The 26,023-nt window shown below is 56.6% G+C and carries 22 protein-coding genes; 4 read left to right on the forward strand and 18 right to left on the reverse strand.

Annotated features, from left to right (window positions below; translation table 11 throughout):
- Positions 1 to 44: 44 nt before the first annotated feature.
- Positions 45 to 509, reverse strand: a complete 465-nt coding sequence (locus KI236_RS06135) for a pyridoxamine 5'-phosphate oxidase family protein (RefSeq protein WP_212820238.1) — start codon at positions 507 to 509, stop codon at positions 45 to 47.
- A 139-nt stretch (positions 510 to 648) separates the two neighbouring features.
- Between KI236_RS06135 and KI236_RS06140 the strand changes: the two genes are divergently transcribed.
- A complete protein-coding gene (locus tag KI236_RS06140; protein WP_212820240.1) occupies positions 649 to 1,287 on the forward strand; it encodes a superoxide dismutase in 639 nt (212 codons plus the stop codon).
- 385 nt (positions 1,288 to 1,672) lie between these two features.
- Here the strand turns inward: KI236_RS06140 and KI236_RS06145 are convergent, their stop codons facing one another.
- Positions 1,673 to 2,188: a DUF6548 family protein gene (locus KI236_RS06145; RefSeq protein WP_212820242.1), complete on the reverse strand. Its 516-nt coding sequence runs from the start codon at positions 2,186 to 2,188 to the stop codon at positions 1,673 to 1,675.
- 18 nt (positions 2,189 to 2,206) lie between these two features.
- The gene (locus KI236_RS06150; RefSeq protein ID WP_212820682.1) at positions 2,207 to 3,436 is read right to left on the reverse strand and encodes a serine hydroxymethyltransferase; all 1,230 of its coding nucleotides are present in this window, start codon (positions 3,434 to 3,436) and stop codon (positions 2,207 to 2,209) included.
- A gap of 358 nt (positions 3,437 to 3,794) precedes the next feature.
- On the opposite strand from KI236_RS06150, the gene KI236_RS12135 reads away from it, so the two are divergent.
- Entirely contained in the window at positions 3,795 to 3,899 is a 105-nt protein-coding gene (locus tag KI236_RS12135; protein ID WP_228738096.1) for a small, acid-soluble spore protein, alpha/beta type, read from the forward strand.
- Between the two features lie 122 nt (positions 3,900 to 4,021).
- Here KI236_RS12135 and KI236_RS06160 read toward each other — a convergent pair whose 3' ends face one another.
- Together KI236_RS06160 and KI236_RS06165 are read right to left on the reverse strand one after the other, a co-directional pair.
- Entirely contained in the window at positions 4,022 to 5,719 is a 1,698-nt protein-coding gene (locus KI236_RS06160) for a recombinase family protein (RefSeq protein WP_212820244.1), read from the reverse strand.
- Between the two features lie 37 nt (positions 5,720 to 5,756).
- Complete coding sequence (locus tag KI236_RS06165) at positions 5,757 to 5,915, reverse strand: hypothetical protein (RefSeq protein WP_212820246.1); 159 nt, start codon at positions 5,913 to 5,915, stop codon at positions 5,757 to 5,759.
- Between the two features lie 865 nt (positions 5,916 to 6,780).
- Between KI236_RS06165 and KI236_RS12355 the strand changes: the two genes are divergently transcribed.
- On the forward strand, positions 6,781 to 6,930 hold the full coding sequence (locus KI236_RS12355) for an antitoxin VbhA family protein (protein WP_408059058.1): 150 nt from the start codon (positions 6,781 to 6,783) through the stop codon (positions 6,928 to 6,930).
- Between the two features lie 5 nt (positions 6,931 to 6,935).
- The gene (locus KI236_RS06175; protein WP_212820250.1) at positions 6,936 to 7,559 is read left to right on the forward strand and encodes a Fic/DOC family protein; all 624 of its coding nucleotides are present in this window, start codon (positions 6,936 to 6,938) and stop codon (positions 7,557 to 7,559) included.
- A 171-nt stretch (positions 7,560 to 7,730) separates the two neighbouring features.
- On the opposite strand, the gene KI236_RS06180 is transcribed toward KI236_RS06175, so the two are convergent.
- The 13 genes from KI236_RS06180 to KI236_RS06240 form a co-directional block, all read right to left on the reverse strand.
- On the reverse strand, positions 7,731 to 8,099 hold the full coding sequence (locus tag KI236_RS06180; protein WP_212820251.1) for a sporulation initiation factor Spo0A C-terminal domain-containing protein: 369 nt from the start codon (positions 8,097 to 8,099) through the stop codon (positions 7,731 to 7,733).
- A gap of 329 nt (positions 8,100 to 8,428) precedes the next feature.
- A complete protein-coding gene (locus tag KI236_RS06185; protein ID WP_212820254.1) occupies positions 8,429 to 12,910 on the reverse strand; it encodes a bacterial Ig-like domain-containing protein in 4,482 nt (1,493 codons plus the stop codon).
- 657 nt (positions 12,911 to 13,567) lie between these two features.
- The gene (locus tag KI236_RS06190; RefSeq protein WP_212820256.1) at positions 13,568 to 14,581 is read right to left on the reverse strand and encodes an NlpC/P60 family protein; all 1,014 of its coding nucleotides are present in this window, start codon (positions 14,579 to 14,581) and stop codon (positions 13,568 to 13,570) included.
- Positions 14,574 to 16,928, reverse strand: a complete 2,355-nt coding sequence (locus KI236_RS06195) for a VirB4-like conjugal transfer ATPase, CD1110 family (protein ID WP_228738097.1) — start codon at positions 16,926 to 16,928, stop codon at positions 14,574 to 14,576. The genes KI236_RS06190 and KI236_RS06195 overlap by 8 nt, the downstream gene beginning before the upstream one ends.
- Complete coding sequence (locus tag KI236_RS06200) at positions 16,925 to 17,260, reverse strand: PrgI family protein (protein ID WP_212820258.1); 336 nt, start codon at positions 17,258 to 17,260, stop codon at positions 16,925 to 16,927. Before KI236_RS06200 ends, KI236_RS06195 begins: the two co-directional genes overlap by 4 nt.
- 127 nt (positions 17,261 to 17,387) lie before the next feature.
- On the reverse strand, positions 17,388 to 18,083 hold the full coding sequence (locus tag KI236_RS06205; protein WP_212820260.1) for a hypothetical protein: 696 nt from the start codon (positions 18,081 to 18,083) through the stop codon (positions 17,388 to 17,390).
- A 92-nt stretch (positions 18,084 to 18,175) separates the two neighbouring features.
- Entirely contained in the window at positions 18,176 to 19,012 is an 837-nt protein-coding gene (locus tag KI236_RS06210) for a hypothetical protein (RefSeq protein WP_212820261.1), read from the reverse strand.
- Between the two features lie 3 nt (positions 19,013 to 19,015).
- Entirely contained in the window at positions 19,016 to 19,324 is a 309-nt protein-coding gene (locus KI236_RS06215; RefSeq protein WP_212820263.1) for a glutamyl-tRNA amidotransferase, read from the reverse strand.
- On the reverse strand, positions 19,321 to 21,060 hold the full coding sequence (locus KI236_RS06220) for a VirD4-like conjugal transfer protein, CD1115 family (RefSeq protein WP_212820265.1): 1,740 nt from the start codon (positions 21,058 to 21,060) through the stop codon (positions 19,321 to 19,323). Before KI236_RS06220 ends, KI236_RS06215 begins: the two co-directional genes overlap by 4 nt.
- An 11-nt stretch (positions 21,061 to 21,071) precedes the next feature.
- Positions 21,072 to 21,785 carry a class C sortase gene (locus KI236_RS06225; RefSeq protein WP_212820267.1) on the reverse strand — a complete coding sequence of 238 codons (714 nt, stop codon included), beginning with the start codon at positions 21,783 to 21,785 and terminating at the stop codon, positions 21,072 to 21,074.
- On the reverse strand, positions 21,778 to 22,596 hold the full coding sequence (locus KI236_RS06230) for a class C sortase (protein ID WP_329958970.1): 819 nt from the start codon (positions 22,594 to 22,596) through the stop codon (positions 21,778 to 21,780). Before KI236_RS06230 ends, KI236_RS06225 begins: the two co-directional genes overlap by 8 nt.
- Entirely contained in the window at positions 22,593 to 24,419 is a 1,827-nt protein-coding gene (locus KI236_RS06235) for a SpaH/EbpB family LPXTG-anchored major pilin (protein ID WP_212820269.1), read from the reverse strand. Before KI236_RS06235 ends, KI236_RS06230 begins: the two co-directional genes overlap by 4 nt.
- Before the next feature lie 3 nt (positions 24,420 to 24,422).
- Positions 24,423 to 25,862, reverse strand: a complete 1,440-nt coding sequence (locus KI236_RS06240) for a Cys-Gln thioester bond-forming surface protein (protein WP_212820271.1) — start codon at positions 25,860 to 25,862, stop codon at positions 24,423 to 24,425.
- Between the last annotated feature and the right edge of the window lie 161 nt (positions 25,863 to 26,023).

Raw genomic sequence — 26,023 nt, forward strand, 5'->3', positions numbered from 1 at the left:
ATATTCCTCCGCACCCTTCTGATTCTCGGGAGGGTGCTTTTTTCTCAGTCGTTGCCCTCCTTGCCCGTGATCTCCTTCACAGACAGGCGCACCACGCAGGTCCGGGCTCCGGAGTTTTTCATGCACGAGACATACTTTTCCCCGGCCTCCGGGTCAAACTGCATACAGAGAATTTTTATGGCCCGCATCCGCTCTTTCTCGTCCGTGACGATCTCCAGCCGCCCCCGGGCCACCGCCGAGGCGTAGGCCACGGTGTATTCGTCCGGGATGATCTCCGCATGGGACACGGCGCTCATGGCCGCCTCACACCCGTCCTTGAAGATCTCGTACTTTTCTCCGGCCAAGGCACAGTGGAAGTAAATGGCCCCCACCTCCTCGTCCGCCGCCTGGGACACGGGCACGGCGTAGGGCCGCCCGGCCCCGTCCGCCAGGGAGAGCGTGGCGTAGGGAGCCTCCCGCATCACCTGCCAGGCAAAGTCTGCGTCCCTCTGCCTGTCTTTTCTACGCATGACGCTGCACCTCACTTTCGTAATTTATCAAATCTTTCTGTCAGGTGTTCTCCTATTCATTTTGACCCGGTGGGCATGATTTGTCAAGACGGTCATATAGTATAAAATGTAAACTTTTATCGGAAAGGATACGCTGCCTATGACCTATCCCTATGTTCTGCCCCGGTTGCCCTACGCCCCGGCTGCCCTGGAGCCGAATTTGAACCGGGCCACCATCATGACCCATCACGACCGCATTTTTGCCGGGCATATCGACGGCCTAAACCGGGCCCTGCAGCCCTATCCGGCTCTCCAGCGCCGTCCCCTCTCCCGACTCCTGCTGCACCCGGACTGTCTCCCTGCCCCGGCCCGACCGGACATCCTGCACCATGGCAGCGGGGTATACAGCCACGCCCTATACTTTTCCTCCCTGGCTCCGGCCCGGACCGGAAATCCCGACGCCGCCTTGGCGGAAGCTCTCCGCTGCAGCTTCGGCTCCATGGAGGATTTTCTCCGAGCCCTGCGCCAGGCCTCCCTGCAGGACACGCAGGAGGGCTGTACCTGGCTGCTCTGCGACCGCTGCGGAAGGCTGCGGCTGCTCTTTACGCCCGGCCTGCAAACGGCTCTGCCTCTTGTACCCATCCTGTGCCTTGACCTTCACCGCCACGCCTACCAGCTCACCTGCGGCGATGACCGCGAGGCCTATGTAAACGCCGCCCTCCCCCTGCTGAACTGGGAAATTCTCTCCCTGCGCTACGCCACTGTATCGGCCGGTCAGCCGCCGTTCCCGAATCCGTAAAACAAACTCTCCCGTAGGGGCCGATGCCCACATCGCCCCGCCTCACCGCATCCGCAATAATGCGTCCGTAAGGGGCGGCGTCCCCGACGCCCCGTTCACCGCACCCCTTGCAGCCCACCCGTAGGGGCGACCCTCGCGGTCGCCCGCAGGCGGGGCAAAGCCCCGCCCCTACGCACCACAACAAAACGCACCACACCCCATGCAAAAAGCTGTCATTGCGAGGTCAGTGCGCACACTGGCCGTGGCAATCCGCAACCCCCGTCCTCAAAGGCTCCCTTATGTAAGGGCAGCTGTAGCGGCTCTGCCGCGACTGAGGGTCGCCCCCCACCCAACGCACAAAAAGCAGGGAAGAAACCCCCACGGGCTTCTTCCCTGTTTTTAATTCTCATGTACGCGCAAAAAGCGCTATCAGCCCGGCAAAGGACGCCAAAAAGATGACCGCAAAAAGCAGAAACGCCAAAACTACCGTCCCCCACTTCCGCCGTGGCGCCTTTTCGATGCTTTCCCGCTTCCGAGGCTCCTGCGGCGGCTTCTTTTCCGCAGGCCGCACCGATTCCGGGCGCGATCTTTGCGCCTGTTCGGCCCGCTGCCGTTTCATTTCCTTTTCATACAGCGCCAGCGGGTCCGTTTGGTCCATAATGCGCCCGTAAAACTGGTCTATCCACGCCGCGTCCCCAGCCCCGCACATGTTCGCCTCCGTGCAGCCCGGCTCATGCGCAATCTGGTTCCTTATCCAGCGATACCGCTTGAGCATCTCCAGGTCGCTCCCCCACCCCGCTACATAATAAGCGCCGTGCGGCGTTGCCTTCATCTCATCGATATACGCCGTCACCGGCCTGTCGCAGCCCATCACATCACCGCACAGCTTTTCGAGCCGTTTGTATGAATCTATAAATCCCATTCTTTCTCTCCAAAAAAATCACATTTCCATGGGATGCCGGCCTGTCAGCTCCGCCACGGCCTCCAAAATAAACGCCCGATCCGCCGCCTCATTCCGGCAGGCCCGGTGAATGCACTGGGCGATAACCACCATATCGGCGGCATCAAATCCCCGGGTGGTGACGCAGGGCGTCCCCATCCGCACGCCGCTGGTGACGGCGGGCTTTTCCGGGTCGCCGGGGATGGCGTTTTTGTTCAGGGTGATGTGCAGCCCGTCCAGCCGCTCCTGCAGATCCCGGCCCGTGATGCCGTGGCTGCGCAGGTCCACCAGCATCAGGTGGTTGTCCGTGCCGCCGGATACCAGGTCAAATCCCTTTGCCAGCATAGCCTCTGCCAGGGCGGCGGCATTTTCCACCGTCCGCCGGGCATAGTCCCGGAATGCAGGCTCCATAGCCTCCCGGAAGCACACCGCCTTCCCGGCGATCACATGCAGCAGCGGTCCGCCCTGCATGCCGGGAAATACGGCGCTGTCTATTCTCCTGCCCCACTCCTCCTTGGCCAGGATCACGCCGCCCCGGGGCCCCCGGAGCGTCTTGTGGGTAGTGGTGGTCACCACATCGGCGTAGGGCATGGGGCTCTCATGCTGTCCTCCCGCCACCAGCCCGGCAATGTGGGCCATATCCACCAGCAGCAGCGCACCATGGCGGTGGGCAATGTCCGCAAAGGCCTTAAAATCCAGCGCTCTGGGATAGGCCGAGGCTCCAGCCACCAGCACCCTGGGCCGCGCCGCCCGCACAATGTCCTCCACCCGGTCATAGTCAATGCGCCCGGTTTTCTCATCCACTCCGTAGCTGACGGCCCGGTAAAGCTTTCCCGACTGGTTCACCGCCGCCCCATGGGTCAGATGTCCGCCCCCGGCCAGATCCATGCCCACCAGGGTGTCTCCCGGCTGCATAAGGGCCGCGTAGGCCGCCAGGTTGGCCTGGGCCCCGGAGTGCGGCTGCACATTGGCATACTCTGCGCCGAAAAGGGCCTTGGCCCGGTCAATAGCAAGGGTCTCTATTTCGTCCACAAACTCACATCCGCCGTAGTATCGCCGGCCGGGATACCCCTCGGCATATTTGTTGGTCAGGCAGCTGCCCACGGCGGCCATCACCGCCGGAGAGGTGATGTTCTCCGAGGCAATAAGCTCAATATTTTCCTGCTGCCGCCGATACTCCCGCCGCAGCCATGCGCCCACCTGCTCGTCCTCCCGAGCCAGATAGTCCATGCTTTCTTTCAAAAAATTTTCCAAGCCTTTTTCTCTCCTACAATCCGTTTTCCCGCCCGTTTTTATTTCGGGTCCTGCTCGCATTTATCGCTCCGCTTTTATTTTCCTCATTATAATATATCCTTCCCCCAAACGCAAGCAAACCATTTAGCATATCTCGGCTTCTCTCCGGGCCGAAACGCGCGGCGGTGCGTCGTTCCGTCCTCCGTCCCCGCGTCTCCTACTCAGGCAAAGCAGTAAAAAAGCGGGCATTTTTTACCAACAAATTTTGCGCATAAACCCGTCCCATCGGCTCAAACTATGCTTGCGATACCCAAACAGGCGAAAGCCGAGTACCCAAAGAAAGGAGATCGTGACTATGTCCAGCAAGAACACCAATAAGCTGAATGTGCCCCAGGCCCGTGCCGCTATGGATAAGTTCAAGATGGAAGCCGCCAACGAGGAGGATGTGTATCCACCTTAAAGAATTTTTGCAAACCCCGATTTTTGGCTTAAACACTGGAAAAATGACTTTTCGTAAAATGTCATTTTTTGAGGTAAAAACACCAAACCTGTAAAGGCTTTTTTCTTCAAGGTAAATATTTTTCACATCCCCGCAGCATGGGCGGCTTCTTCACGATCTCTATTTGCCTGCATCTCACGCAGGTTATCCCCCGAAACTTCCCCGATAAAGCGGTAGAAAATTCGGATGCTTTGCCGGTATGGGGTGCGCGGCCCGGCAATTTTTTTGCCCTCCGGCAATATCTTTTCACCGATCTCTATGCGGTCGATAAAGGCGTGCAGCATGTCCCGGTCCAGCTTTTCTACACAGGTGTACTTTTTGGCCAGGTCGAAGAACAGCCCATAGGCGCTGCGTATCTCCTTGGCCGTGGTCTCGCCCTCCACCAGCTTCTTGCGCCGGGCGGCCAGCTCCTCGATCTCCACGCCGAACTTCTTCACCATCTCCCCGTGGATGTCGTCACTGAGCATCCCGGCGATGTTGTCCCGGTAGGAGCGCTCGATCATCTTCTTCAGGCGCAGGGTCTGCTTGTCGATGTTCTCAATCTGCGTTGCCGGGTCGGCTCCGCCCAGGGAGGCGTTGGCCTGCTCAATGGCGCTCTCCGTGATGGCTCGAATCCCGTCATCGTCAAAAGACAGTAGTTTGTTGAGGTCACGGCGAACCACTTCCATCAGATCATCGTAGCGAATACGCGCCCCATGCGCGCACCGGTGCTGCGCCCGGGAGGTAAGATTGTTGCACACCAGATACCAGTATTTTTCCCGCTCCCCGTTGTAGACGGACCCGCCGGAGCACATGGCCGCGCCGCAGCAGGCGCAGTAGGCAATGCCGCCGAAGATGCTGTGGCGGAAGGCCGGGTTTGCGCCGTTGGCCTTGGTGTTCTCCCCCATGAAATGGGCCGCCAGATCAAACTGCTCCTGGGACACCAGCGCCTGATGGGTGTCCTTGGTGAACACCCATTCGTCCTCCGGCACAAGGATTTTCTTCTTGGACTTCACGCTGACCTTGCGGCTTTTGCCCAGCAGAGTGTGGCCCAGGTAGACCCGGTTGCGTAAAATGCGCTTGACCGTGGTGTAGTTCCACTCGTCGGAGGCCCGACGGGCACCCCGCTCGGTGAAGTTATCCCGACACTCCACCCGGTACTTCAGCGGCGGCATAACGCACGATTCGTTGAGCCGGATGGCAATGCTGCGGCAGGACTGGCCCGAGGCCGCCAGGTCGAAGATCATTTTCACCACTGGGGCGGTGTTCTCGTCCGGCACAAGCTGGTCCGTGGTGCGCTCCGCCTTGCGGTAGCCGTAGGGCGGACAGGCCACATATTTGCCGTTATTGCGCTTGGTGTTCAGCGTCTGCTTGACCTTGCGGGAGGTGTCCCGCAGGTAGACATCGTTCATGGCAAACTGAAACGGCGCCATGAGGTTGTCTTCCTCGGAGTCAAAGTTGCTGCCCGGTGCCAAATAGCGGATGCCGTGCTCGGGGAAATAGCGCTCCGCATAATGGCTGGATTCCGTCATGTCACGGCCCAGGCGGGACAGGTCCTTGGTGATGACCATGTTGGCCTTGCCGGTTTTGAGGTGCTCCAGCATGGTCTGGAAGCCGGGCCGCTCAAAGTTGCCGCCGGAAAATCCGTCGTCTACGAACTCCTCCACCAGGATGATGCCATGCTTTTCGCAGTACTCCCGGACGATGGTACGCTGGTTGGTAATACTGGCCGACTCGCCGTACTTCCGCTCTTCGTCGGAAAGGCGATAGTAGGCGTCTGCTAATTGAATGTGGTTCCTCATGTTTCCTCCTTCCCGGAACCACTCATTTACGGCTCCATTATACCATATCCGGGGCCTGTCCGTCAAAATTTGCGGCCTGCTTCCCGGTGAAAATGATTTCCTCCGTTACCACTTCCTGGATGGTTTTTGTGCCCGTGAATACCCGCTCCACCACATAGGTAGCCGCGCCGATCTGTTGCTCATTTTTGTTATCCAAGTTCTTCCACCTCCGCTATCATTATGAACGCTTCTTTTCCGCTTTAACCAAAAAGCCGCCGAGCATACAGGCAAAACATTTTGTCCGCAAGCTCCACGGCTCTGCATTTTGACTTGTTTTATCACGAGCAGAACAGGCGGCTGGTGGCTGCCAGCCTCACGGGAATCTCACCCCGGCCCATGCTGATGGGTGCGCCGCACGATGCTTTGAGGGCGTCCAATGCGGGAGTATCTTTAAGGGCGCCGGTGGTCGTGGCCCACAGAGTACCGCTCTGTTTTTGAAAAACGCCTGTGTCGCTCCCTCCTGCCCGGAGATCATGGCGGGTGTCCTTCCTCGGCTCGCACCGGCACGAATGTACCTGTCTGCTCTATGCAGCGCCGCCGCAGCAGCGCCCTTTTCAAGGTGCAGTCTCGGCTCTTTATCAGCCTGCACCGGCCACCAACCCCTTGATGGCCGATGCACGCGCATAAAGAAACCCTTGGCCGTTCGCCGTAAATTTGGCCCGTCTTTCTGTAATAATTTTACACGATTTTTGCCCATTTGTGCCCCCCGTTCGTTCTACAATGGCCGACGCAAACAGGGCAGGTGTTGTATAGTCTCGTCGATTTTTTAGGCCATACCCGCTTTTCAAACACGCCCTTATGGCAGTAAACGCCCCCTCGCCCTGCACTGATCAGAACGAGGGGAGCTTTTGTACTTTATAATCCGTCTCAAATTGAGGCAAAATTTTAGTCGGCATAGAAACGCACTGCTTCCTCTTATTTCAAAGCCATAGACTGTTCCTCGCAAGGACAAACTGTTGCAGATAACTGTTGTCTGTGCTATAATATAACTACTTTTAAGTTGAGGTGTTTTTATGAGTGAGATGGAATACTCTGCTTTACAGGACGCATTAGCCTCGGCAAGCATGGAAGGCTACCCGGTCACAAAACAAACGGAGCTAGACTGCGTCCGGCTGCTAAACGGCAGCACCAGTGTGGCTGCACTTGTTCAAGAAATTATAGCACGGGGGTAAATACGATGGCATACAGTATAGACCCGATAGAAAACAACTGCTACCCCGGCACTTCCGTGTTAGTGAACAAATTTGATATTCACGATGAAGCGAAATTGAACGAGGTAGAAACCGTACTGGTCTCTGCTCGCAGTGCAGAATGGACAGCCGAACCGATGGTGAAATCTTTTGACTTTGCCCACTATAAGGCTGTCCATCGTTTTTTGTTCGCTGATTTATACGATTGGGCTGGGCAGGTACGCACCGTCAATATCAGCAAGAAGGGAACAGATTTTTGTCCAGCAAAAGATGTTGAAAAACAAGCCGATTTGATTTTCAAACGGCTGCAAGATTGGAAGTATCTCAGAGGGTTATCCCATGATACATTTGTAGAAGAGATCACTGATTTTTACTGCTCCACTAATTATCTGCATCCTTTTCGTGAAGGAAATGGCCGCACACAGCGAACATTTCTAACGCAACTCATACGCAACGCTGGTTACGAACTTAATTGGTCGGAGGTAGATGGCGATTTACTGATGATTGCCACCATACAATCTGCACAAGGTGTAATGGATCTGCTACAGCAACTGCTTAACGAGGCAATAACCGAGCGTCGTCTTTCATCCCATAGCTCACCCCAAAATTGATCGCACAAAAAGCTCCCCTCGTCCTGCACAGGACGAGGGGAGCTTTTGCACATTGTAATCCGTCTCAAATTGAGACACATTACAGAATGGCGCTGTCACGCGCATAAAAACTGCGGCGGCGATGCGGAAAGGAAAAAAGTACATCACCGCTGCCGAAACAGGGGAAGCGTTTTAGGCACTGCTGCGGAGGTAGGCTGCCAGCATATCAATGAACTGCGTATTTGTCGGCGGCTGTGACAGCGGATGCCCCGCAATGCGTTCCAGCAAGCCGTGGTCTGGCTGCCGCCAGCAAGCCTGCACCAGGGTGCGCAGATTCCGCTCCACGCAGTCGCTTGAGGTGTGGAAGTGCTGCGCTGTCTGACGATACAGACGCTTTGTGATCAGCAAAATACACTCCGGCTTTTCCCGAACCTGCTCCAGCATGTATACTGCATAGTAAAACCCCGACAGTTTCCCGGATAAACCCAAAAGACGCAGCAATCGTTCAGCGTCCAAAGTTCCATTCTTTTCGAGGTCCGAAACATAATAAACTAACGGCACTGATACTCCTCCTGTCCTTGTGTATTTTGGCATCCAAAGAACTGTCCGCCACGGCGGCCCCCTTGCAGTCCGGCGCAGAGTTGCTTGGTCTTTCTGTAATGATTTTACACGATTTTTGGCCATTTGTGTCCTATGTTCGTTCTACAATGGCCGACGCAAATATGACGGGATTCGTATGAAATTGTCGATTTTCAGTTTAAGCAATATCGTCTCCTTTGCAAATGCGTCTTTATGCGGTCAAAAAAACTCCGACCCTTGGTTCCCCAAAGGGTCGGAGTTTTTTTCTATTGTTTTTTCAGCGGATGTTTCCGCCCTCTTTTACAGGGAGCTTACGCCTCCCGCTCCTTACGCTTGAGGACGAAGGCTGCGGCGAGGGCCGCCACAGGCAGGGCGATGACCCAAACCAGCACGCCGGTATCGCCGGTGGCGGGGGTGCCGTTGCCGCCGGTCTGAACGGTCACATCGCTCATGTCATAGAGCCGGGTCTGGGCGTTTACGAAGCGGTAGTAGGCCGCCAGGGCGTAGTAGCCCTGCTCGGTGGCCATGCCGTCCAGCTCGCCGTTAGCGGTGTGGCGGAAGCCGCCGCCGGTGACATAGAACCCGGCCAGGGCATCCAGGACGGTGAGATCGTTCTTCACAAAACGGCTGTCGGCGGTGGGGTCGATGCCCAGAGCGGTCAGCGCCACGATGACCTGAGCGCAGCTTTCGCTATTGACGCTGCCCCAGCTGGCGAAGCCGCCGTCAGGCCGCTGCATGGCGGAAAGGGCCTCCAGGGCCTTATCCACAGCGGCCTTGACCGTCTCGTTGGTCTTATAGTAGGGGGCCAAAGCCTGGATGGCCATAGCCGTCATATCCGGGTCGGCCTTGTCCGCGCTGAGGTCCCAGCCGCCGTCAGTGAGCTGGGCGGCCAGGATGACCTTAATCAGCTTCTCCCGGGTCACATCGCCCATGGTGGGATAGTTGTGGCTATCCAGGGCAATGAGCGTCCAAATGGGGCCGTTGATGCCCTGGGTCTGCACATAATCCATGTTATCCAGGCCCTTCAGCAGGTTATGGCCGCCCACATTGGTGACATCCTTGCCGATGGCGGTGAGGGCCAGGATCACCCGGGCGTTGTCCGTGACTTTTGCCCGGTGCAGGCGCTCATTGGCGTCAGCCTTTTCCTTTACATACTTGACCACATTGTCATAGTACCCAGCGGGCACAGTCCGCCCCGAACGGGCCAGGCCGATGGTCATCCACTCGCCGCCCACGGAGCCGAAACCGGGGGTGCCGAGCTTGCTCATATAGTCGCCGGTGGTCTTGTAGATTTCCTCCAGCTTCTTGCCCATCTCGGCCACCAGCTTAGCGTAGGCGGCCTCGGCGGCGGTGAGCTTGTCGTAGTTGGTGACCTGCTTCTTCTCCGCGTCGGTGAGCGCGTCGTAAGCGGTGCGGGCCTCGGAAATGGCGGTGCCCTTGCTCAGGCTCACGGCTCCGATGGCGTCAATCATCGCCACCACCTCAGCGGGGCTCTTGCGCCCGCCGTCCATGCCGCTCTCCCGGGTGTAGTCGTCGGTGTAGTGGAACACGATCACATCGCCGCCGTTCAGATACTGCTGCGCCACGCCCAGGTTGGGGTGTACGCCGTTGAGGGTATACATCCAGCCGGAGAGATTGCCGTTGGTAAACTCGCCCAGCTCCTTGCCGTCCTTGGGGGTGATGGACTGGATATAGTTCCCGCTCTCGTTCAAGATGGTGTACTTATCGCCCAAAGCGGCCTTCACAACATCCAGCACGGTGGCGTTGTTGCTGACGGTCACGCTCACGCTGTCGATCCACTTCTCCAGGTTGTCGTCCGCCAGGGTGTGGGGTCCGCTCTTGTCGTCATGCACGCTGTCGCCCAGCAGGGAGAAGGTCACGGTGATGTCCGCGCCCACGGGCAGCAGCACGGTGACGGTGATGGTGGTCTTGGCCGCGCCGTAGGTCAGCGTCAGCGTCTGCTGGCCCCGGGTGTTGGTGTCGAAGCCCGTAATAGTAATGTCCTTGACATCTACAATGGTATCTGCCTTGCCCATCGTCCAGTGTGCGATGATAACTGCGCCGCTAAGGTCAAGACTTTCGCCCACCGTGTAAGCGGTCTTGTAGTCGCCGGAGATGTCCAGCTTGTAGCACACAGGCGTAGAAGCATCCTTTACCGCCTTGGTCAGCTTGTCAGCATCCGCGCCCAGAGGATCATCGGTGCGGTTGTGGTTGGTTTTAGTCACACCATAAACATCGGGCAGGCTCTTAGAAGTGTCAAAATAAACCGTACCGCTTTTCGTTTCGTGGCTCTCACAACTGGTGTCCACATATTCCACAGCGCCGATGCCCTGCTTGGCACCGCAATCGGTCTGGTAGAAGTTTCCGGCGATATTATCGCACATATTCAGGCTTCGATAGTAACCGATAATGCCGCCCACATTCTTTGTGCCGCTGACTTTTCCTGTAAAGGTGTTACCTACGAGGGAGTAGTTGTTCCACGCCTGGTTCACCTTCATGTCGCCGCCGGTGATGCCGCCCACATTTTCATTGCCCTTGACAGTGCCGGACGCTGCACAGGCTTCAATGGTCGTTTTGATGCCGTTGGGTGCCGCCGCGCCGGTATACATCGTGCCTGCAATACCGCCAGCAAATTTGCCGGTGGCGATTACTGTGCCATCAAAGCTGCACTTGCTGACCGTGCATTGGCCCATAGCGTTGTCCCGGGAGCCAATGATACCGCCAACATAATCCACACCCTTGACGGTGGCGTGGCTGACGCAGTTTTCAATGATACCCTGGAATCGTCCGGCAAATGCGCCGATCTCGCTCTGAGTGCCGTCATAACCAATAACAACATTCTTTTCAATGGTGCAGTTGCGAATGGTCGTGATAAAGGCGGCGCTGGCTCCGGCAAAGCCGTTTACATCCATATCCACCTCTGCCCCGATCAAGCCGGATTTGAGGGTTTTGGTGCCGGATTTCAGTGCCACATTTTCAATGATGATAGCGAAAGTGTCCTCACTTGTAAAGCCAACGCCGTGGAGCCCATCCACCAGGCCGTAGCCGTTGATCTCCTCGCCGTAGATGTTCAGGTCTTTGACCGTGGCGTTCTTAACATAGGCCAACAGCGGCTTTCCACCCTTGGGAATGGTCAGCAGCTTGTTGTTGCCCAGGATGGTGCCGGAAAAAGCACGGAGGTTATCTTTTTCATTGGGATTCCGGGGGTCAAATTTATTGGTCCCATCCACCGTACAGCCGATAGGCGTCCAACCGTTCGGCAAGGTGATGTCGGAAACAAACTTGAAAAATACTCCCTCAAAAGAAAGGCCGGAATTTACAGAATCCCGCAGGTGCTCAAGATCTGCAACGGTAGCAATCTCGTAGGGGTTTGCAGCGGTTCCATCACCTTTCATGTCGGTTTTCCAAGGATTCGTAGTGACCTGCACACACTCTGTTGCTGTGGTCGGGCTTGTCTTGCCATCAAAAGCCTTGTAAACGACGCAATAATACCACATGGTGCCGACTGCATTTGTAGGCACTACAAAGCTATTCTTCGTCTCACCCTCAAGCAGTTTGCCGTTACTATTGTCGTTGACTGTATTGCTATACCACTGGTAATGGAACTTCACGCCTAATGCAGCATCTTTCAGTTCCACTTTCACAGGGCTTGCCTCTTTGCCGAAATCGCAGGTGATAGTCTGTGGCGTTATGCTAACCTTAGGCGCACTCAAAGTCTCTGCACTTATTTTGATATTGTATCTGTAAGATACCGAGTAGGAAAGGCCGTCTACAATATTGGTGACCTTGCAAGTATACAGAACCGCCCCGGCCACATTGTCGGTATTGACCGGGCAGGTCGCTTTCGTGCTTACTACGGCTTTTGTAGTTAGGAGAGTCCATTCATATTCCGTGTTCTCATTGATGCTCTCCGCATCAATGTATTCGCTTGAATCCAAATAAAAGTCTTTTGCACCCTGTGCCACCGTAAGTTTGATACCGGCAGCCGAAGGCTTTGTGCCGCCTATAAAGGTCGGGAAATGGTCTTTTTCTATGCACTTCACATTGAGAGTGTACTCCCTCGCTTCCACTCCCTCGGCCTTGCTGCTCACCTTGATACTAACGGATTTATCTCCGCTAAATGTTTTGGTAGCAGATGCACCTGCCCCATCTATTGCAGTTGTATCTACATTTTTGATTCCGCCGCCCGCCGTGATTTTCACGGAACTTTTTGCCACAACAGTCGTAGTGTATGTTCCGTCCTCCAACAGTTGCATAGGACGGGTATTTTTCGCGCCAGTCGTTTCCACAACGGTCAGCGTTGTTAAATCGCAAAACGGAACTACATCATACTCGACCGCCTCTCCATCGCAGGATAGCGTAATGGTTTTTGTCCATTTGAATTTATCTGCCGAAATATATCTAAAAAAGCTGTATTGCTCCGCATAGCTTCCTTTAATCGCCACGCTTCCATTTTCAGCTTCTTTGGATGTACGGTTTTCTTTTTCTTTTGCGTCTATGTCAAACTCACTGTACTCCGCTGAAAACTGCTTGCCATCATTTGACTTAATAATAAAATCAAGAACCGCAGTTTTGTTCATCAGAGATACTGGTATATAAACTGTGTTTTTACTGCCTACCTTTTTTGTTGTTAGGCTCACAGTTTGCTTTCCGCTCACAATGGAGAACGAAAACCCCGTAGGCGCATCGTCCTTCCCCCCGCTTCCCGCAGGGTCCGCCGCCAGCACGCTCATGGGCAGCAGCGAAACCGCCATGATAAGCGCCAGCAGCAATGAAATGATCTTTCTTTTCATTGTGTTTTCCTTTCTTTCTTTTTATTTATGTAAACGCCATAGCGATCACACACCATTCAAAGCCTCCCCTGCGCAAGGGGAGGTGGCGCGAAGCGCCGGAAGGGTCGCCCACCGCACTTCTTGCAACCTGTCATTGCGAGCCAGTGACCGATGTCACTGGTGTGGCAATCCGTTCTCCCCCCGTAGGGGCAACCCTCGCGGTCGCCCGCCCCACGCGACCCTATCTTTCCTCTTTCCACTTTCAACTTTCCTCTCTATGGTTTCCCTCCCCCGGGCCGTGTCCTTCACAGCACGGCCCAGGGCCCGGGAACAAGAAAGGATCGAAAAAGAGCAAAAATAATCCTGGAAAGCAGGGCGGGAAAGGTCTGCTGTCCTCCCCCGCCCCGTCGGCTTGAAAGTTTATCGGCAAAAAATCACCCGGCCGCCATAGGCAGCCGGGTGAAGCGTTCGCATAACAGCTTTGGCCCCGGTACTGGCAGCGACCCGGGAGCAGCGTATTGCGTTCCTGACTTAGCCGAATAAACCGGCATCACAGTGACCGTCTCGCGGGGCCTCTCACCCCATTCCGCCGCCGGGATAAACCCGGCTCACGCTGTCCCGTTATTTGGTTTTCTTTATTATACTACGCAATGCACAATATTTCAACAGGAAAAAACATCATTCCTCCCCATACCACCCCGGCCTGGCCGCCTGCGTGAAACCGTTGCTGCAAGAGAGCGTCACCCAGCCCACACCGGCGGCGCAATGCACCACCAGCAGCCGCCCCTGCCCGTCACGCCCTGCGGCAATGCCCACATGGTCATCCTCCGGGTAAAACACCAGGTCCCCCGGCTGCACTTCCTCCCACGGGATGTCCGCGCACTGGCCGTGCTGTGCCGCCGCACCGCCGCCCTGGCCGGGGATATAGCTGCCCCCGCTGGCATTGTAAAACGCCCAGTCCACGAAACCGGAGCAGTCCAGCCCGTAAGGCCGCTCCGTGCCGGTGGTGTCGTCGCCCTCCGCCGTGACCTCCATCATCTCGCCCCAGCGGTCGTCCCAGCCCAGCACCAGCGACTTGCCGCCCCAAAAGTAGTCCACCTTGTCCACCAGCGCCAGCGCGTATGTCACCACCATGCGCCGCTCCACGGAAAGGTCCTCGGGCAGCCGCTCCCACGCCTCCAAAGCCGCCCCGGTAGGCTCCACCGTGCGCCCGTCCGCCACGATCCCCGCCGGGGACAGGCTCACCACCGCAGCCAACAGTGGCAAAGCCAGCAGCAAAACCAGCACCACGCCGCCCCCTGCGGCGGCTATGCCCCCAAAACCTGAACGAACGGTTCTGCCCACCGCCTGGGCCACCCGCTCCAGCTCCTGCCCCGCCTTATGGGCAACGCTTTTCGTCCGCTGAAGCATCCGTCTTTGCGCCATGCGCTGTGTACGCCGCTTCGCGCCCCGCTGAGGTCCGGTCGAAGTGGTGGGCGGCATTTTCTGCGGTGCCCTATGAACGGAAACTGCCATCTGCGCCGCATCCGCCGCCCCCTGCTGCACCTGCTCTGTGGCGTACTCCTCCGGCTTCCGTTCCCGCTTCTCTTGGGCATAACGCCGCTGCAATATCCGCACCGCCGCCCGGGGCATGGCGTTTTGCTGCCGCGTTTTCGGCTGCTCCATGGCGGCACGGGTCTTGACATCACGCATTTTGCTCCCCCGGCTTCGTGGTCATAAGGCGGTATAGCTCCGTGTCCCTGGGCAGTTCATTGATGAAAGGCACCAGGCAGGAGCCCACCTTAATAAGCCCGTGTCCGGCTGGGGCGTCGCTGACATAGTCCATCTGCGCGTCACTGGCCCCCAGCAGCTTGGCCAGCTCCGCCCGGTCCGTGGGCGCCTGGTTCAGCAGCACCAAAAACTCGCTGTTGGCGAACATCAGCCGCGCCGTATCGGACAATAGACACTCCTCCACATTCTGCGTAATGCCCGTGAGGGTGGCGTAATACTTGCGGAACCGCTTCCAGCACTTATACAAAAACTCGCTGGAATAGTTGTTGATGCCGCTCCTGTTCGTGCCGGGGCTGGCAAAGAACAGGTAAATTTCGTCGATGTAAACATGGGTGTACCGTCCCCGCTGCCGGTTGCGGATGACGCGATTCAAGATACTGTCCAGCATCACCAGCAGACCGATGGGCTTCAGATTCTCGCCCAGGTCCTGGATGTCGTAGCAGGTAATGCGGCTGCCGGTGTCGATATTGGTCTGGTGGGCGAATATGTTGAGACTCCCGGTGGTGAACAGCTCCAGCGCCAGGGCGATCTCATGGGCGACAGGCTCCTTCTGCCGCATGAGGTCGTCGTAGAGGTCTTTCAGCGTGGGCGGGTCTCCCTCGTATTTGTGGATGTACTTGCGGTAGATGTTGGCAGTGCAGCGATCGATGATGGACTTCTCCTTTGCGCCCACCTCCTCCGCACCCATGAGCTGCTGACACAGGCTCATAATGAACTCGCTTTTCAGCACCAGCGGGTCCCGCCCGTCGCCGTACTCTGCGGAGATGTCCAGGGCATTGACATAGCTGCCATTGGAGGCAGAGATAGTGATGATCTCACCGCCCAGGGCTCGGATCAGCGGGCCATACTCCCGCTCAGGGTCTACCACAATAATATCGTGGTCGGTGTTCAGTGCCACAAAGCCGATCTCCTGCTTGGCCATCATGGACTTGCCGCTGCCGGACACGCCTAAATACAGACCGTGACCGTTCAGCAGGGCGTCCCGGTTACAGATAATAAGGTTCCGGGACACGGCGTTGACGCCGTAGTACAGGCCGCCGGTGTCCATGATCTCCTGGGTCTTAAAGGGCAGCAGCACAGCGGTACTCTCCGTGGTCAGCGTCCGCATAGCGTCGATACGCCGCAGGCCGTAGGGTAGCACCGTGTTCAGCGCGTCCTCCTGCTGGTGCTTCATAGTAGCAAACTGGCAGCCGTGGGAACGCCCGATGGCGGACAGCGCCTCCGTGTCCTGCTCCAACTGCTCCTCGCTGTCGGCAAGGTGAGTCAGCGTCACCAGCGCGTACATCATCCGTTGGTCGCGGGCGGTGAGGTCGTCTAAGAACTCCCGCGTCTCCTTCCGCATTTGCTCCAGATCATAGGGGATATTGGCGGAGAAATTGTTGTGGTGGTTCTGCCGCTGCTGCCAGCGGGTGATGTCGCTCTCCACCGCCATGATGCGCCGGTGCATCTCCGACACAGCCTCGTCTGTGGCCACCGGCACAATGTCGATGGACAGCATCATGTTCCGGGGATAGTCCATCAGCTCGGTGATCATGGTGTCCTTGATGAAGCTGGCATACTCCCGCAGGAACAGGGTGCGGCCCACACGCTCGTCCACGGCGTAGTGGTCATGGAAGAATTGCAGCGTCTCCGGTGCGATGGCGTCGCGGAAGTCGTGGCCGCGCCGCTGGGCGGTTTGCAGGTCGAAGGCGAAGGCCGATTCCTGCCCTACGCGGAAGAAATCGTGGAACAGCCGCAGGCGCTCATTGAGGGTGATTTCCCGTATACCGGAATCCATGCGACCGAGGCCAGCGGTCAGGTCAGTTCCCACGCGGGCGAAGAAGGTGCGGGCCTCCTCGATGCTGCGCTTGGCCACGGACACAGTGATGTACTTCTCCTGCACCAGATTGTTGCTGCCGCTGGCCTTGTCCAGCAGAATGCCGTTGTACTCGCGGCGCATATAGTCGCGGCTATCCTGCCGGTAGGCCATGAGCAGGTTCCGGCTGAACTCCTGCCGGTTCAGTTGCCGGTTTACCAGCGTCAGCTTAATACCCGCGTCGATGGGCAGGCTGTTGAGAACGCCGCAGTAGCTCAAAAACAGCTCCATTTGCTTTTCCGGCGAGGCCACGGCATAATTGACATCAAAAAAGCGCCAGGTCTTGGAAAACCTGCCGCTTACACGAAAGATACCGTCCTTATAAACGCGCTTGATGGGGATGGACTGCTGCACACTGCGGGGAATACGAAAGGCATCCCGTTCCGTGCTGCGGCCCTTGAATAGTTTTCTCACTTCTTGTCCTCCTTCTCCCAAAGGTCGTATAGGTAATTCTCGCTGTGCCACAGCCGTCGACCGGCCAGCAGGAAATTGGTCTTGCACCATGCCCACAGGAATTGCTCCAGCGTCAGGCCGTTGTAGTGGAAGAAGCCTGCTGCCGCCATGGGCGCAGCGCCCACGATGCACAGCCAGCCCAGCGTCTCGCGCCCCAGCACGCCCCGCAGGGCAAAGTACAGCCCCACCGCCGTACCCACCGCCAGCAGCGAACAAATAAGCTGCCGCGCTGTCAGGCCGAAGTAGACGGTTTCCTTATAGTTGCGTATCTCTTTGTTGATTTTGATTTCCATGTGTTTTCTCCTTTTGGGCAAAAGAAAAGCACCGGAAACCGGTGCTTTTCTTTTATGCGAAGGGATATTACCGAATAATTAGTCCTGAAATTCTTTGGTGGAAGGATATTTTTACACCTTGTCCTTATCAGGATGACAGCTTTCCATCAGCCATAAGTCTTTCCTTTATTTGGTCAATAAATGGTCTCATCCGGCGATATGCCTTTTTACTTAAATCCAATTCATAGGTAATTCCCTTTCTTTGCTCCGCAAGAATATGAATACCATTTCGATAAGAATAGATCTCTATTATTTCTGCGGGCAAATCGATTTCTTCCCCACTTTCATTCGCATATTTATGAATCAGTCCCAACTTTTCTGCCGTTCTACATTTTTCATCAAATCGGACTTTTGCTTTCTCTCTTTTCTTTTTTGCAATATAGTATGGGACAATCGTCTTGCCATCATGTGATAACGCCGATTGTAGTTCGCATTGTTTGTGTTCGGGGATATCTATCCTTATTGGCATCTCGTGATACATTAGCGATTCAAATTCCGGAGTATCTGAATAATATGTATCAATTACATTTTCTATCACAACTTCATAGATTGACGCATATGCAAGTATTTGATTGCGAACCTCAAACATCAAGTTTTCGCCTTCTGCCCCAATTCCCTCATAGAGTTTATATGCAAATCTAATAGACTTGAATTCTGCAATAATTCTCTTTTTCAAATTTGCATCTTGAATGACCGAAAACTCATTTTCATACCATAAATCTGGAGCCAAATGATTGTTACAATACTTTTCTATTTCACTCTTAAATTCTCTTGGTAACGGCATTTGATGATTTCCTCCTTTTAGTCGTTAATGCGCGCAATCTATGATGTAATGTTTTTATTTTTGCATACTCGGCGTTTGATGTCAACACCGTTTTACATCCCAACCATCTCTCTCACTACCCGGTCGGCTCCCTTCACCAGCCCCACCAGCACCAGCATATTGAAGATGACCTCCCCCAGGTAGCCCCATACCTGCGTGACTACCGAGCCGCCGCCCAGGGCCGTGGTGCCGCTGGAGGCAAAGGCCGAGAACACGATACAGGCCAGCACGATCACCGCGCCCTCCAGGCACACGCCCACATAGCTTTTGAGAAAGGCACGGCCCATCTGCGAGGTTCCCTCACCCGCAAAGGACGCCAGGGCCACCGGCGACAGCGCGGCGTATAAGTAGAGCTTGAAAAACCGTGCGTACACCGTGAGGATCATCAAAAAGGCCAGCACCGTGATCAGCAGACACCCCAGCAGCGTCACCAGCCAAAGGGGGATGCTGGCAAGAAAGCCCACCCCCTCAATGGCCGTGACGATCTCCCCAGGCAGCGCCACCGCCGCGCCCTCTATGCCGCCCACGCTCCCAGCCGCCGCCGAGATGATCCCGGCGCAGACGGCAAAAATGTCCATCATCAGGTCGATGCCGTAGGTCACAGCCAGCTTCGCCATGACAAAATACAGAAAGTGCCGCAGCACATATTCAGGCCGTCGAAAGTCCTGAAAGCCCACGCCGCTGCGGAATATGCCAATGGCCAAAAACAGCACCAGCAGTCCGTAGCCAACGCCCTGCATAGCCCCGTTTACGGTCTGGATGGTCTGCCATATTGTCCCGCCCTTAAATGACTGGGGCGACTGGGTCAGCAGCGACCACATCTCCGTCAGCTTGTCGTTCCACAGGGTAAAGGCATAGTTGAGGTTGTCAATGATCCAGTTGTTGTCCATGGCTTACACCGCTCCGATCAGCGTCAGAATTTCCTTGGCAAAGGCAATGAGCAGCCCGCCGAACAGGCACAGCAGGCCCTGGGTCCGCTGGCTGGCGTCGTGGCTCTGTATGCTCATGCCCACCTGCACAACGCCCCAGCCCAGGATGATGATGCCCACAGCCTTGATGATGGAAAAGATGAAGTCCGACAGGTTGTTGACGATAGCCAGCGGGTCGTCCCCGGCGGCGTAGGCGGTGGCCGCCGTCAGTGTGCCGACACACAGGCTCAAAAGAAAAACGCGGCCTACCCGCCGCACCATAGATTTTTTCATTCTGTAAATCCCTCCAATAAGATCAGTTCCTCCAGCGAGACGAACGCCCCACGCATATCCCCGCAGGCGTAGTCCGCCGCCTTATGCACATAGGGCGCGGCCCCGCCGTCCGCCGTGCGCCTCAGATTCGGATGCCGCAGCAAGTCGTATTTTTCGTCCATTACCGGCTTTTCTCCCCGGATGAGCAGCAGTGCGCAGCGGTTATCCATACTCCTTACCTCGTCCGGTGTCATCAGCTCCCGGGCCAACTGCTGGCGGCTGACGGAGTCGGACCCGTTTCGCCCACGGGTGGTGCTCCTGTGCCGCACATCCAAGGTCTCCTTGCCCAGCATCTCCGAGATGTATTTGTGGGTAGACTGCTCGTTGCCGCCCAAATACAGCAGCGTGTCCGCGTTTCCCAGCAATCCCTCCCAATCGTCCTTAAACAGCGCCTTTAGCCCTGAAATATTTTGCAGCACAATGGTGGACATGATGTTCCGGGAGCGCATGGTGCTCTGTATCTTCCCAAAGTCGCTGGGCAAAGCCACATTGCAAAACTCGTCCATCATCAGCCGCACCGGCACAGGCAGCGGTCCTTGATGAACCCTGTCCGCCTGGTAGTAAAGGGACTGAAACGCGCAGGTGTAGAGCATCCCCACCAAATAATTAAAGGTGCTGTCGCTGTCGGGGATCACGGCAAACACCGCCTGCTTCCGCTCTCCCATCCGGGAAAGTTCCATTTCGTCATGGGATGTAATGCTTCTGATTTCCGGAATGATAAAGGCCGACAGCCGTACTGCCGCGGTAATGAGGATGGACCGGGCCGTTTTGCCCGCTGCCTGCTGAAAAATATGGTATTCCCGCACGGCGATGTGGTCCGGCTCCTCGTCCTCCAGCGCCTCAAACAGCAGGTCCAGCGGGGAACGGTACGCCTCGTCCTCCTCGCTGGCCCCGCCGTTCTCCAGCATATACAGCACCGTTTCAAGATTCTGCTCCTCCGGGGGCGCTTCGTACAGCAGATACAGCATCAGCGCCGTGTCCAGGGCCACCTCTGCCCGCTCCCAAAACGGATCACTCTGCTGGGCGTTCTTTGGCGTGGTGTTTTGAATAAGGTTATTCACCAGCTTCATCACATCCTTGGCATCCCGGATATAAGCAAAGGGGTTAAAAGCGTCCGAGTGTCGGGGGTCAATGAGGTCAAACACCCGCAGCACATACCCCTCCTCCAGCAGCAGCGGCGCCAGGTCCCGAAGCATTTCGCCTTTTGGGTCCGTCACCAGGAAGCTGCCGTTTACCTGCATGATATTGGGCTTGCAGAAATACCTCGTCTTACCGGCACCGCTGCCGCCCACGATGATTTGCAGCAAATTCCGCCCGTGTTGCCGCCCGTTGAGACTCATAGCCACATGGCGGGTCAGCAGGGTGTTATTGGCCGGGTCTTTATCCGCGTATTTCCCATTGAGCTGCCGCGCACTGCCCCACCGGGCGGAGCCGTATTCCTCCCCCGGCCTGCGGTTTTCCCTGCCGGAGTAATACAAGACCACCACGCCCCCATAGAGCATAAGAAACACCAATACAAAGCGCGGTGTATACGCTGTCCAGCGAACCGAAAACAGATGCGCCGCCGCAGAAAGCCGTTCCAGCAGCTGGAATAGATTCATCCCGCTTTCATACACCCCCGCCGCCAAAACCGCCGTCCACAGCACCGGGACCGCCAGCGCCGCCCAAACCACTGGCGGCACAGATTTACTCCGCATAGCCATTCCTCCTAATCCGTCTCAAATTGAGACACATTTTGGCACGGCGCCTGCTGCGCCCTTTCGCAATACACCACCAGCCGTTGCCGTCCTCCGCTGGCATAGGGGTGGCAAGTAACGAGCGTCAGCAGGTCACGCCCCGGCTGGATTTTGATTTTGTCCACCCGGTCCGGCTGGATGATCTTCATATCAACCACGGCATAGGTGAGTGTTTCCCATAGATTCGTAATCGTTACCATATCGCCCGCCTGCAAGCGGTCTATGTGCCGAAAATAATCCGCGCCATACCATCCTCTATGCCCGGCAATAACGCAGTTGGTATTTGCGCCGCCAATGGGCGCCGAAGTGTTCCCCAGCACGGCGGCCCCTGCGGCAAGGTGCGAATCCGACGCGCCCAAGTATACCGGCATGACCAGCTCCAGCGTGGGTATCTCCAATACACCTATGATCTCGTCCTCCACGCCGCAGTCTCTCAGCAATACAGCAGGCTCCTCACAGACCAAAGCGTCGGCCAGTCCCGCCTGCCGCTCTGCATAAATGCGTTCGTTATATTCCTGCAAGTCCGTCAGCGGCTCGGAGTATGGCTGTCTCGCCTCCTCCAAAAAGCCCTGTGCCGCCGCGCTCATGTCCGCTTGCAGCCTATGCCCGGAAACCACCGGCCACAGCAGAATACAAAGCCCCGCCACAGCCAGCGCCACCGCCAACAAAGCAGCTTTTTTACCCACGGCGTCGCCTCCTTGCAAAGAGGCAGACCCCGCCGATTGAAGCCAACACACCAAGGCCGATGCCCAAGCCCGTGAGATAGTGCTGCGTCCACGAAGACGCAGCCTTCGGAGTTTTTCCATTTTCTACCACCAGCTCCGGCACATACGGCACCCGATGTCCCCGCACCAGCAGCCGGTGGGTGTTCACCGCAAAGGGCATACAAGTGATTAAAGTTACATAGTCCTTGTCCTCCTCGATTTGCAGCAGCGATGTGTCCGAAGGCAGTACCGTGGCGATCTGGTCCACCTCGTAGGCCAGCACCTCACCCAGCACATGGATATAGAAAACATCGCCTTTCACCAACTGGTCAATGTCTGTAAACAGCTTCGCACTGGCCATCCCACTGTGAGCCGACAGCACCGCATGGGTGCCTGCCCCGCCTACAGGCAGAGAAGTCCCCACCACATGCCCCACGGCCCGCTCCAGCGTCTCCACTCCCGTGCCGTGCCGCACCGGGAGATACACGCCGATCTTCGGGATGTCGATAGTACACATGGCCCCGCCCACGGTGAGTTGCTCTGCATAGTCCACGGGAGGGACAGAAGCCCCTCCCGTACTGACCGCCGCCTCGCCCCGCAGCAAGGCATTATACGCCTCCGCCGCCCGACGCTGCTCGGCCAGCTCCACATTGTCAGTGTCCGCAATAGCGGCGGTGTACACCGCCTCCACATCCGAGTGATACTTTTCACTTACCAGTTCACCCATAAGCGGGTAGAGCAGCAATCCCAGCGCCAGAAGCACACAGGCCACCGCCAGCAGTCGCCACTTCACTGGTCGTTCCTATTGTGCTTCCGCCCCCGGACCACAATAAACGCCGCCACGCCCAGCAGCATACAGCCGCCCACGGTGAACATCCAAGTGCCGTAGCCGCCTGTCTTAGGCAGGTCAAAGCCGGGGTTGTTGATGACCGTCAGCGGCACGATGGCATTGCCGTCCTCCATGTCCACCGCGTCGCCGTTGACGCTGCCGCTGGCCGTCAGGAGCTTCACGCCGCAGGTCTCGCAGGCGCTCTCGCCCTCCGCAGCGGTAATGATAATTTCAATGCCATCCTTCAGCAGCACATACCCCTTGTCTGTGTCTGTCTCCGTCAGCGTGTAAGTGTCATCCTCCAGACCCATGACCCGGATATGCCCCTCCCCGTTGGGCACGAACACCGTGGCCTTGCTCTCCTTCACCTCATGGCCGGTAACATAGTACACGCCGTCCACCAGCATTGCCGTCACAAAATAGCCGTCCGTGTCGTTGTGCAGCAGGAAATGAACATTGGCCAGGTCGCCCTTGCCGTCCGAAAACTGTTTCAGCACATCCACGCCGTAGGTGTAAACATGGCAGCAGTCCTGGAGCGTATCAAAGTAACCGGTATTGGTGCGCTTCCAGGTCAGCACCACCTCGTTGGGGTTGTCGGTATCACCCAGCTGTGCGTCAGCGGTAAGGGTAGCGGCATAGGTGATCCGCATAGTACAGTCGCTGTAACCACGCTTCACGCTATCGGTGTAGACACTTGCGGATTCATTGATGTCCGCCAGCCCGGTCTCTGTCATACCAATGGTCATGGTGTTCTGTGCGTCATCATAGCTGACGGCGAACTTGCCGGAATCCTCGTCCCATGCCGTAATCTGATCTGTGCATCCGGCATCCCGGAAGAACTCAATGACCACATCGCTTCTGTTGTAGCGGATGCCCTCGCTCAGCGTGTCCGCAAAGGTATAAGTAGTCAAACTGGTAGCCTTGGAGGTAATAGTGGGCAGTGTGCTGATGATCTGATACTCCACCACATCGCCCACGGAAGCGGTGGCGGTATGTGCATAGCCATCCGCAATGTCGGTCAGACTGCCGGTATTCTTGCCGGTGCTGTTTTTATCCTCCCGAACGGTCTTTTCCAGTGTGGGTTTGCCGGTCTGATTCTTCGGGTACACAGTCACATCGTAGTTCCAGTTTTTGCCGTCCATGGTGGTCATGGGCAGGGAAACAAAAAACGGGTTGCAGGTGCTGGTGACATTCTCCGGCACACGGGTCTCCACCGCCAGATACAGCCCCTGCTCCAGACCGCTGACCTTGCTATGTCCGTTTGCATCCGTCTCGGGCATGGCCCCGCCGTTCCGGACGGCAATCTCCAGCGCATTTTTGACGGTGGTAGCATTGTCGGCCAAAGCGTCCGCCAGGGCTTTGTTCAGCTTGTCGGAGGTAAAGTAGGACACGCCGTTCCCTCTCTTGTAAGCGTCCGCCTTAGTCAGTCCAATGGCCTGGAGCACTGCGTCGTCCGCAAAGCCATACAGCACACCCACCTTGTACTGACCGCTCTCCCGCTGACTGTAAGTGGAGATGGACGCTACCCGCAGATAGCTAAACTCCACGCCCTGAATGGCGTACTTTTCCAGCTTGTCACTAACAGCATCGTCCTGCACACCGGTGCTGACATAGGACGCCGCATCCCACGCTCCGTCTGCGCTGGCTGCCGTGATGTCGTACTTGTAAAGGGAAAGGGATGCCTTTCGCCCAGAGTCAATGGTCGGCGCCGCGAACGCCGTGGTGATAAGCCCCAAGGCCATGACCACAGCCAGGAGCAGCGCCCAAAGTCGTTTCGTTTTCTTCATGGTTCAGTTCTCCTTTTTCATCGTGGTTTTTTTGCAAAAATAAACACCCGTGCCGGCACCCATGCCGAGCATGAGTGCCGCAAACAGAATATAAATTGTGAATCCCGCCCCGCCCGTAAAGGGCAGCGCAAAGCCCGCATTGTTGCAGGCGGTAATGGTAATGTCCCGGTCGTTTGCGTCCAGCGTCCCCACGAACAGCGGCTCCGCCAGCAGCGTCATTCCCTCCGCCGCCTGCACCTCCGTCACCCGGTAGTAGGTGCCGCCGTCTGCTGTCAAATCTTCCCAGCAAACCGAGCCGCCCGCACCCGTTTCCGCTGTGCTCACATCCTGCCAGTTCACCTGGTCCGCAGAGGATTCCAGCAGAAACCGAATCCCCTGCAAAGGCGCACCCTCGGCGTCCACTTTCTTTACCGTGATCCTGCCGGGGATGGCAGCGGTCTTGATTTTGAGATAAGCCGTCACCGGGTCCCGAACGCTGGCGGAATAGGTGACCACATCCTGAATACCGGTAGCCGATCCCCACACGCCGTCGCCCCAGACTACCACGCCCGCATGGGTAGTGCCATTTTTGCTGCCCACCACGGTGACAGCCTCCGGGACAGGCTTCTCCGTGGAAACCGTCAGCACATTCCCGCTCTTGCTGAAAGCCAAGTCCGCGTCCTCACAGCTGAAGCTGTACCTTTCCAGCATCCCATTTGCATCCGTGACGCTGCCCACAAACTCGCTTCCGTCCCAACTCAGCTCCAGCGTCCCCGCATTGGAAGGCAAAGACCCGCAGAAGCTGGGCCGCTTACTGTGGGTCTGCACCGAAGTCACAATGGAGTTGTAGTAACTGAGAATTTTGCTCCGCAGGGGATGGGTGGTATCCACCCGTTCCAAGGCTTCGTTATAACCCATAGACTTCACATCCATGTGGCGGAAGCTGCTGTCCCGTTCGCCTACCACCACCTCCCAAATGAGAATCTGCGTGGCATAGGCCCAGGCCATTTTCTCCGCCGTAGCTTCCACATCCGCCCACCAGCCCCCACCGATAGAGCCGTGATAGCCGTAGCTCATAACCCGCCCAATCAGCCTCTGCACCTCACGGGGTGTAAGGGGATGCCCGGCAGGCAGGGTCATGCGGTCCCACCAGGTGTCATCGTGGTCCGTAAGAGAATCATAGTTTTTTTGCGGCACACCCGGCTCAATGCAGTAGGCCACCTCACCCTGCCAGGAATCCAGGCACCGAAACTGCGTGTAGTTGTTGGCTGCCACATGATACCCAAACCGCAGGTTTAACGCCCCATGCCCCCACTTGCCGCTGGTTCTCAAGGTGTCATCTGACAGCGGAAAATTCCAAATATACACCTGCTTAGATGCCGCAAAAGCTGTGGTAGGCAGCAGGCATAAACACAGCACCAGCGCCAGCAGAAACGCCGCTACGCACTTGATAATTCGTTTCAAAACAAACCTCCCATTCTCAAATTTGAATATAAGAAAAAGGCTCTCCACGAGAGCCTTTCAGCGGGTCGAAAAAATCTTTTCGACCCGCTGCCTAAGTTTTTGAAACTTTTTCAAAGTTTCAAAAACTACTGATTTCAATGGTGAGGGACACCCTTCTTGGG

The organism is Vescimonas fastidiosa (assembly GCF_018326305.1).
Lineage (GTDB): Bacteria > Bacillota > Clostridia > Oscillospirales > Oscillospiraceae > Vescimonas > Vescimonas fastidiosa.

Excerpts from the sequence above, each read along its gene's own strand:
- KI236_RS06220 (WP_212820265.1), bottom strand. The coding sequence starts at position 21,060 with ATGCGGAGTAAATCTGTGCCGCCAGTGGTTTGGGCGGCGCTGGCGGTC.
- KI236_RS06200 (WP_212820258.1), bottom strand. The coding sequence starts at position 17,260 with ATGGAAATCAAAATCAACAAAGAGATACGCAACTATAAGGAAACCGTC.
- KI236_RS06205 (WP_212820260.1), bottom strand. The coding sequence starts at position 18,083 with ATGCCGTTACCAAGAGAATTTAAGAGTGAAATAGAAAAGTATTGTAAC.
- KI236_RS06185 (WP_212820254.1), bottom strand. The coding sequence starts at position 12,910 with ATGAAAAGAAAGATCATTTCATTGCTGCTGGCGCTTATCATGGCGGTT.
- KI236_RS06150 (WP_212820682.1), bottom strand. The coding sequence starts at position 3,436 with ATGGACTATCTGGCTCGGGAGGACGAGCAGGTGGGCGCATGGCTGCGG.
- KI236_RS06160 (WP_212820244.1), bottom strand. The coding sequence starts at position 5,719 with ATGAGGAACCACATTCAATTAGCAGACGCCTACTATCGCCTTTCCGAC.
- KI236_RS06135 (WP_212820238.1), bottom strand. The coding sequence starts at position 509 with ATGCGTAGAAAAGACAGGCAGAGGGACGCAGACTTTGCCTGGCAGGTG.
- KI236_RS06175 (WP_212820250.1), top strand. The coding sequence starts at position 6,936 with ATGGCATACAGTATAGACCCGATAGAAAACAACTGCTACCCCGGCACT.
- KI236_RS06145 (WP_212820242.1), bottom strand. The coding sequence starts at position 2,188 with ATGGGATTTATAGATTCATACAAACGGCTCGAAAAGCTGTGCGGTGAT.
- KI236_RS06235 (WP_212820269.1), bottom strand. The coding sequence starts at position 24,419 with ATGAAGAAAACGAAACGACTTTGGGCGCTGCTCCTGGCTGTGGTCATG.
- KI236_RS06190 (WP_212820256.1), bottom strand. The coding sequence starts at position 14,581 with ATGCGTGATGTCAAGACCCGTGCCGCCATGGAGCAGCCGAAAACGCGG.
- KI236_RS12135 (WP_228738096.1), top strand. The coding sequence starts at position 3,795 with ATGTCCAGCAAGAACACCAATAAGCTGAATGTGCCCCAGGCCCGTGCC.
- KI236_RS12355 (WP_408059058.1), top strand. The coding sequence starts at position 6,781 with ATGGAATACTCTGCTTTACAGGACGCATTAGCCTCGGCAAGCATGGAA.
- KI236_RS06210 (WP_212820261.1), bottom strand. The coding sequence starts at position 19,012 with ATGGACAACAACTGGATCATTGACAACCTCAACTATGCCTTTACCCTG.
- KI236_RS06215 (WP_212820263.1), bottom strand. The coding sequence starts at position 19,324 with ATGAAAAAATCTATGGTGCGGCGGGTAGGCCGCGTTTTTCTTTTGAGC.
- KI236_RS06140 (WP_212820240.1), top strand. The coding sequence starts at position 649 with ATGACCTATCCCTATGTTCTGCCCCGGTTGCCCTACGCCCCGGCTGCC.